7 protein-coding genes are annotated in these 6185 nt (G+C 74.4%); 4 read left to right on the top strand and 3 right to left on the bottom strand.

The features are described 5' to 3' along the window. The 4 genes from MCAG_RS09570 to MCAG_RS09560 form a co-directional block, all read left to right on the top strand. Nucleotides 1–660, top strand: a 660-nt coding sequence (locus MCAG_RS09570) for an SCO7613 C-terminal domain-containing membrane protein (RefSeq protein WP_036372964.1), incomplete at its 5' end; no start/stop codon positions are given. Between the two features lie 146 nt (nucleotides 661–806). Further along, the gene (locus tag MCAG_RS09565; protein ID WP_007072763.1) at nucleotides 807–1856 is read left to right on the top strand and encodes an acyl-CoA desaturase; all 1050 of its coding nucleotides are present in this window, start codon (nucleotides 807–809) and stop codon (nucleotides 1854–1856) included. 86 nt (nucleotides 1857–1942) lie between these two features. Next, entirely contained in the window at nucleotides 1943–2104 is a 162-nt protein-coding gene (locus tag MCAG_RS30585) for a 4a-hydroxytetrahydrobiopterin dehydratase (protein ID WP_083802234.1), read from the top strand. Then, on the top strand, nucleotides 2101–3252 hold the full coding sequence (locus MCAG_RS09560) for an FHA domain-containing protein (protein WP_007072762.1): 1152 nt from the start codon (nucleotides 2101–2103) through the stop codon (nucleotides 3250–3252). Before MCAG_RS30585 ends, MCAG_RS09560 begins: the two co-directional genes overlap by 4 nt. A 60-nt stretch (nucleotides 3253–3312) precedes the next feature. Here the strand turns inward: MCAG_RS09560 and rocD are convergent, their stop codons facing one another. The 3 genes from rocD to MCAG_RS09545 form a co-directional block, all read right to left on the bottom strand. Continuing rightward, nucleotides 3313–4527 carry an ornithine--oxo-acid transaminase gene (gene rocD, locus MCAG_RS09555; RefSeq protein WP_198141728.1) on the bottom strand — a complete coding sequence of 405 codons (1215 nt, stop codon included), beginning with the start codon at nucleotides 4525–4527 and terminating at the stop codon, nucleotides 3313–3315. Further along, nucleotides 4527–5342: a dimethylargininase gene (gene ddaH / locus MCAG_RS09550; RefSeq protein ID WP_007072760.1), complete on the bottom strand. Its 816-nt coding sequence runs from the start codon at nucleotides 5340–5342 to the stop codon at nucleotides 4527–4529. Before ddaH ends, rocD begins: the two co-directional genes overlap by 1 nt. 294 nt (nucleotides 5343–5636) lie before the next feature. Further along, nucleotides 5637–6185: NAD(P)-dependent oxidoreductase (locus MCAG_RS09545; RefSeq protein WP_232290121.1), on the bottom strand; the 549-nt coding region annotated here is incomplete at its 5' end.

Here is a 6185-nt window from a genome sequence, read left to right as displayed (position 1 = left end):
CGGGGCCGGACGCTCGACATCGCCGCCCAGGCCGTGGCCCTGCTCGCGGTCCTGTTGGCTGGCGGGTCACCCCGGTACGCCGCTGCGGTCTGCGTGCTCTGGGGGGCCGCCGTGGGGCTGCGGCTGCTGCGGCGGGGTGAGCCGCTCGGGTGGCGCTGGGCGTTCGCGGGCGTCGCCGGGGGCAGCGAACTGATCGGCGCCTGGCTGCTGCTGGGTGCCGGCGGGGTGGTGCTGCTGGAGGCGTACACCCTGCCGGCGGCGGGCCTGGCCCTGGCCGCCGGCGCGGTGGCGCTGCGCACCCGGCCGGGCCTGAACAGCTGGCTCGCGCTCGGGCCGGGGCTGGCCGCCGGGCTGCTGCCCAGCGAGGTGTCGGTGCTGTTCGCGCCCGACCCGCAGCCCTGGCGGCGGCTGCTGCTCGGGGCCGGCGCGTTGGTCGTGGTGCTGGCCGGCGCGGCCCGCCGCTGGCAGGCCCCGGTGCTGCTCGGCGGGGTCACCCTGCTCCTGCTCGCGCTGCACGAGCTAATCCGCAGCTGGGACCTGCTGCCCCGGTGGATCTTCCTGGCGGCCGGGGGCCTGGCCCTGATCGGCCTGGCCGCGACGTACGAGCGGCGTCGCCGCGACCTGGCCCGGTTCCGGACGGCGGTGGGGCGGATGGGCTGACCGCGTCGGGGCCGGGAGGGCGAGGTAGGGAGCGCCCCACCCCGGATGCTGCTGCTGTCCAGGTTACCCACGGCTACTGTTGTCTGGAGACTCGACATCAGGACACGCCGTCCGGCGTGGCCCGGACGCCGAGAAGCGGAGCTCAGATGGTGCTTGCAGCGACAGCGGACCCGCCGGCCCGGCGGGGTAGCGACTACGCACGACTGGCCCGGCGGATCGGCGAGGCGGGCCTGCTCGACCGCCGGCCCGCCACATACGCGGCCCGGATCGCGCTGACCCTGGCGGCTTTCGTCGCCGGCTGGGTGGCCGTGCCACTGGTCGGCGACTCGTGGTGGCAGCTACTGGTGGCGACCGGCCTGGCCGTGGCCACCACCCAGGTGGCGTTCCTCGGGCACGACGCCGGCCACCGACAGATGTTCCGCCGCCGCGGGGCGAGCGAGGTGGCCGGGCTGCTCGCCGGCAACCTGGCGGTCGGGCTCAGCTACGGCTGGTGGGTCGACAAGCACAATCGCCACCACGCCAACCCCAACCACCACGACGAGGACCCGGACGTCGGGGCCGGTGCCCTGGTCTGGTCGTACGAGCAGGCCGCCGCGACCCGGGGGCTTGGCCGCTGGCTGGCCCGGCGGCAGGCGTGGCTGTTCTTCCCGATGCTGCTGCTGGAGGGCATGGCCCTGCACGTGGCGAGCGTGCGGGCGCTGTTCGGGCGGGCCCCGGACGGCCGGTACGCCACCCCCATGCGGCACCGGGCCGTCGAGGGGCTGCTGCTCGCGCTGCACGCGGCCGGCTACCTCGGCCTGCTGTTCGCGGTGCTCCCGCCGGTCAAGGCGCTGGTGTTCATCGCCGTGCACCAGGGGTTGTGGGGGCTCTACATGGGCTGCGCGTTCGCCCCGAACCACAAGGGCATGCCGATGCCGACCGCCGACGAGGACCTCGACTTCCTGCGTAAGCAGGTGCTCACCTCCCGCAACGTGCGGGGCGGCTGGTTCGTCGACGTCGCGCTGGGCGGGCTGAACTACCAGATCGAGCACCACCTGTTCCCGAACATGCCCCGGGGGAACCTGCGCCGGGCCCAGCCGATCGTGCGGGCGTACTGCGCCGAGCAGGGGGTGCCGTACGCGGAGGCCGGGCTGGTCGAGTCGTACCGGCAGGCGCTCGCCCACCTGCACGAGGTGGGCCGGCCGCTGCGCGGCTGAGCCCGTACCGCCGTAGGCGCAGGTCGACCGTGGTGCGCGAGGTGGTGGCAGAGCCGTCCGGGCACCCCTGGCGGTAGGGTCTGGCCATGGCAGACGTGCTCACCGCGGAGGCGGTGCGAGACCGGCTGGGTGGGCTGGCGGGCCGGACCCTCACCTTCCGCTGCGTCACCCACTCGGCCGGCGGGGTCACCCGCCGGGACCTGGAGTTGGCGCGGCGGATCGACGACATCGTCCGGAGTGCCCGATGAGATTCGAGATCAGCAAGGTGCTCGACGCCATCGAGGGGCGGGTCTGCACCGACCCGTCACTGGCCCGGGCCGTCCTCGACCTGGCCGAGGTGATCCGGTACCAGGACCTCGACGGCGGCCGGCCGGCCAACCTGCTCCGGCTCGGCATGGTGATCGACGCGCTCGCCCGCGACCTGACGGAGGACAACGTCCCGGTGTACGCGATCGTGCACCGGGCCCTGCTCTCCGACGCCGACCTCACCTCCAACGAGCGGATGGTGGTCCGCCGCTGGGCCGACGACGGCCTGGTGGAGGTGCTCGACAACCCGGGCGACCGGATGCTGGAGGTCGCCGACCTGCTCGGGTTGCCGGTGCTCAGCCGGGCCCGCTTCGACGGCCTGCGCGGCCGGTTCCCGTGGACCGTCGAGCAGCCCGGCCGGGTGCTCGCCCCGGTGCCCGGCGCGGGCGGCCCGGTGTTCATCGCCCACGTCGGCGGCGGCAACGTGCCGGTGGCCGGCGCGCCCTCGGCGACCGGGGTGAAGCTGCTCGCCCGGCAGTGGCGCTGCCCCGAGCAGGGCTGCGCCCTGTTCGGCGGCGGCGGGGGCGGCGGCGCGTTCGCCGACCTGGCCCGGGTGGAACGCGCCCCGGCCGGGCAGCCGCCACCCACCCTGCGCGGCGGCGTGCCGACCTGTCCCCGGCACGGCACCCGACTCGGCGACGCCGGGCCCCGGCCGCGTACGGAGGTGCTGGCCGTGCGCATCGGCGGGCTGGTCCGCCGCCGGTTCGTGCTCACCGAGGGCCAGCCGGTGCTGGTGGGGCGCGCGCCGGAGCAGCAGGGCGGGATCGTGCTCGGGCAATGGCTCAACGACGAGGCGCGGCGTTGGATCAGCCGCGGCCACGTCCGCTTCGAATGCCGTGTCGGTGAGGTGATCGTGACCGACGTGAGCACCAACGGGTCGGGGATCCGCCCCGGTGGCTCGATGGCGGAACCGGACCGGATCGCGCTCAAGCCGCAGCAGTCCCGGGTGCTCGCCCCCGGTGACCTGGTCGAGCTGTACCCGGGGGTGCAGATCGGCCGCGCCGACGAGCTGCCGTCGGGCGCGGCGTTCACCCCCAACTCGGTGATGGCCGAGGCCCCGACCATGGCGATGCGCCTGCCCCGGCCCTGAGCCCGGTGGCGACGGGGGCGCCGGGCCGTGGCCCGCGCCCGCCTGCGCTCGTGGGGTTGGTCAGCCGGCCAGCACGGCGGCGAGCTGGGTGACCGCGTGGTCGATCTCGTCGACTGTGATGACCAGCGGCGGGGCCAGCCGGATCGTGGAGCCGTGGGTGTCCTTGGCCAGCACGCCCCGTTCCATCAGAAGCTCGCACGCCTGCCGGCCGGTCATCAACGCCGGGTCGATGTCGAGGCCCGCCCAGAGCCCCCGGCCCCGCACGGCGACGAGGCCCCGGCCGATCAGGGCGCGCAGGCCGGCGTGCAGCCGCTCGCCCAGCTCCGCCGAGCGGCGCTGGAACTCGCCGGTGGTCAGCAGCCGGACGACCTCGGTGGCCACCGCGCAGGCCAGCGGGTTGCCGCCGAACGTCGAGCCGTGCTGACCCGGCTGGAGCACCCCGAGCACGTCGGCGTTCCCGGCGACCGCGGAGACGGGCACGATGCCGCCACCCAGCGCCTTGCCGAGCAGGTACAGGTCCGGCGCGACGCCCTCGTGGTCGCAGGCGAACGTCGCACCGGTGCGGCCCAGGCCGGACTGGATCTCGTCGGCGACGAACAGCACGTTCCGCTCGGTGCAGACCCGGCGTACGCCCGACAGGTAGCCCTCCGGCGGCACCACGACGCCCTGCTCGCCCTGGATCGGCTCCAGCAGCACGGCCACGGTGTTGTCGTCGATCGCCGCTTCCAGCGCCGTCAGGTCGCCGTAGGGGACGACGGTGAAGCCCGACGTGTACGGCCCGAAGTCGGCGCGTGCCTCGTCGTCGGTGGAGAAGCTCACGATGGTGGTCGTACGGCCGTGGAAGTTCCCCTCGGCCACCACGATGTTGGCCTGCCCGGCCGGTACGCCCTTGACCCGGTAGCCCCACTTGCGGGCCACCTTGATCCCCGTCTCCACGGCCTCCGCGCCGGTGTTCATCGGCAGGACCATGTCCTTGCCGCACAGCTCGGCCAGCTCCCGGCAGAAGTCGGCGAACTGGTCGTGGATGAACGCCCGGCTGGTGAGGGTCAGCCGGTCGAGCTGGGCGTGCGCGGCGGCGATCAGCCGGGGATGCCGGTGGCCGAAGTTGAGCGCCGAGTATCCGGCGAGGCAGTCCAGGTAGCGCCGGCCGTCGATGTCGGTGAGCCAGGCACCCTCGGCCGAGCTGACCACCACCGGCAGCGGGTGGTAGTTGTGCGCGGTGAAGCGCTCCGCGTCCCGGACCGCGGCCGGCGTCCGCAGCATGTCTTCCACGATCACTTGCTCGCCTTTCCCTGACGGAGTCGCAACGTGCAGCACTTCGGTCCGCCGCCGGCCTTGCGCAGCTCGGACAGGTCGACCCCGATGGTCTCGTAGCCCCGGTCGCGCAGCCGCGCGGCCAGGTCGGTGGCCTGCTCGGGCAGCACCACGTGCCGGCCGTCGCTGACGGCGTTGAGCCCGAGCACCTCCGCGTCGGCTTCGGTGGCGTGGACCGCGTCCGGGAAGAGCCTGCGCAGCGCGGCCCGGCTGCCGGGCGAGAACGCCTCCGGCAGGTACGCCACGGTGCGCTCGTCCAGCACGGTGAGCGCGGTGTCCAGGTGGTAGAAGCGGGGATCGACCAGTTGCAGGGTGATCACCGGGTAGCCGAAGACCTCCTGGAGCTGGGCGTGCGACGCGTGCGCGGTGCGGAATCCGGTGCCGGCCAGCAGCACGTCGCCGGCGAGCAGGATGTCGCCCTCGCCCTCGTTGACGTGCTTGGGGTCGTATACGTCGAAGCCGGCGGACTCGAACCAGACCCGGTAGGCGGGGGCCTCGTCGGCGCGCTGGGGGTCGCGGAACTGCACGGCCATCGCCTTGCCGTCGATCACCGTGCCGCCGTTGGCCGCGAAGACCATGTCGGGCAGACCGGGCACGGGCACGATCTCCTCGACGGTGTGGCCCAGCTCGCGGTAGACCTGACGCAGCCGCTCCCACTGCCGGACGGCCAGCTCGGTGTCGACGGGGGCGGTGGGGTCCATCCAGGGATTGATCGCGTAGTCGACGGCGAAGTACGTCGGCCGGCACATGAGAAAGCGCTGGCTGGTGGCGTCCATCGGCACTGTACTGCTCCCAGGGTCGGGCGCGCCCGGCCATCTTCGGCCCACGGGCTGGCGCCGTTGCCCAACCGTATGCGGGGGAAGCGACGACATCCACCGCCGGAAGTTGCGTCGCCCGACGGTTCGTTGCGTCTCGCGGGCCAGTCATGGCGATTCGTTGCGTCGATGCCCTGGCGATGCTGTCGGTCCAGCCCCGACTGGCCGCTCCCGGCCCACCCCGCCGGCCGCCTCGCCCTGCGACCTGTCCGCTTCTGCGCTGTGGCCCGGCCGCAGGGCGGGGTGGCGCCGCCGTCACGTTCCTGGCGTCGTTCCCTCCACGCCCAGGTGCGCGCGGTGGTGGCGGGGCGCGTCGATCTCGTCGAGCAGTGCGACGGCGAGGTCCGGGTAGGTGATCCGGCTGTCGGCGTCCCCCGTGACGAAGCGGTAGCCCCCGGCGGACGGCCCGGTGTGGTCGAAGTCCCCGGCGGGGCTGAGCACCAGCCAGTCCGGCGCGCCCTCGGCCTCGCGCAGCGCCTCGTTGCCGGCGGCGTGCCCCAGGTAGAAGAACCGGTACTCCTGCGGGTACCCCGGGGTGTCCATCAGCAGGCCACCGGCCGCGGTGGGCAGGACGGAGGAGAGCCCGACGACCACGAGCCGACCCACCCCGGCCCGGCCCAGCCCGGCCACGAGCGCGCGGGCGGCGGCGGGAAAGAACTCGCCCGGCGGTACGGCCAGGTCGACGGGCGGCGTGGACGGCCGCGTCGTGTCCGGCCGCCAGCTCGGCGACCTGCTCGGCGTCGGTGACGTCACCGGCCGCGACGCGCACGTCCCGGTCGGCCGCCAGCCCGGCGTGCCGGGCCG

It is taken from the genome of Micromonospora sp. ATCC 39149 (assembly GCF_000158815.1).
GTDB lineage: Bacteria > Actinomycetota > Actinomycetes > Mycobacteriales > Micromonosporaceae > Micromonospora.
The sequence above is the reverse complement of the archived record's forward strand: the minus strand, read 5'-3'. Positions and strand labels throughout refer to the sequence as shown.

What these genes read in the sequence shown, in the direction of transcription:
- MCAG_RS09565 (WP_007072763.1), top strand. Translation starts at nt 807, where the DNA reads ATGGTGCTTGCAGCGACAGCGGACCCGCCGGCCCGGCGGGGTAGCGAC.
- ddaH (WP_007072760.1), bottom strand. Translation starts at nt 5,342, where the DNA reads ATGGACGCCACCAGCCAGCGCTTTCTCATGTGCCGGCCGACGTACTTC.
- MCAG_RS30585 (WP_083802234.1), top strand. Translation starts at nt 1,943, where the DNA reads ATGGCAGACGTGCTCACCGCGGAGGCGGTGCGAGACCGGCTGGGTGGG.
- MCAG_RS09560 (WP_007072762.1), top strand. Translation starts at nt 2,101, where the DNA reads ATGAGATTCGAGATCAGCAAGGTGCTCGACGCCATCGAGGGGCGGGTC.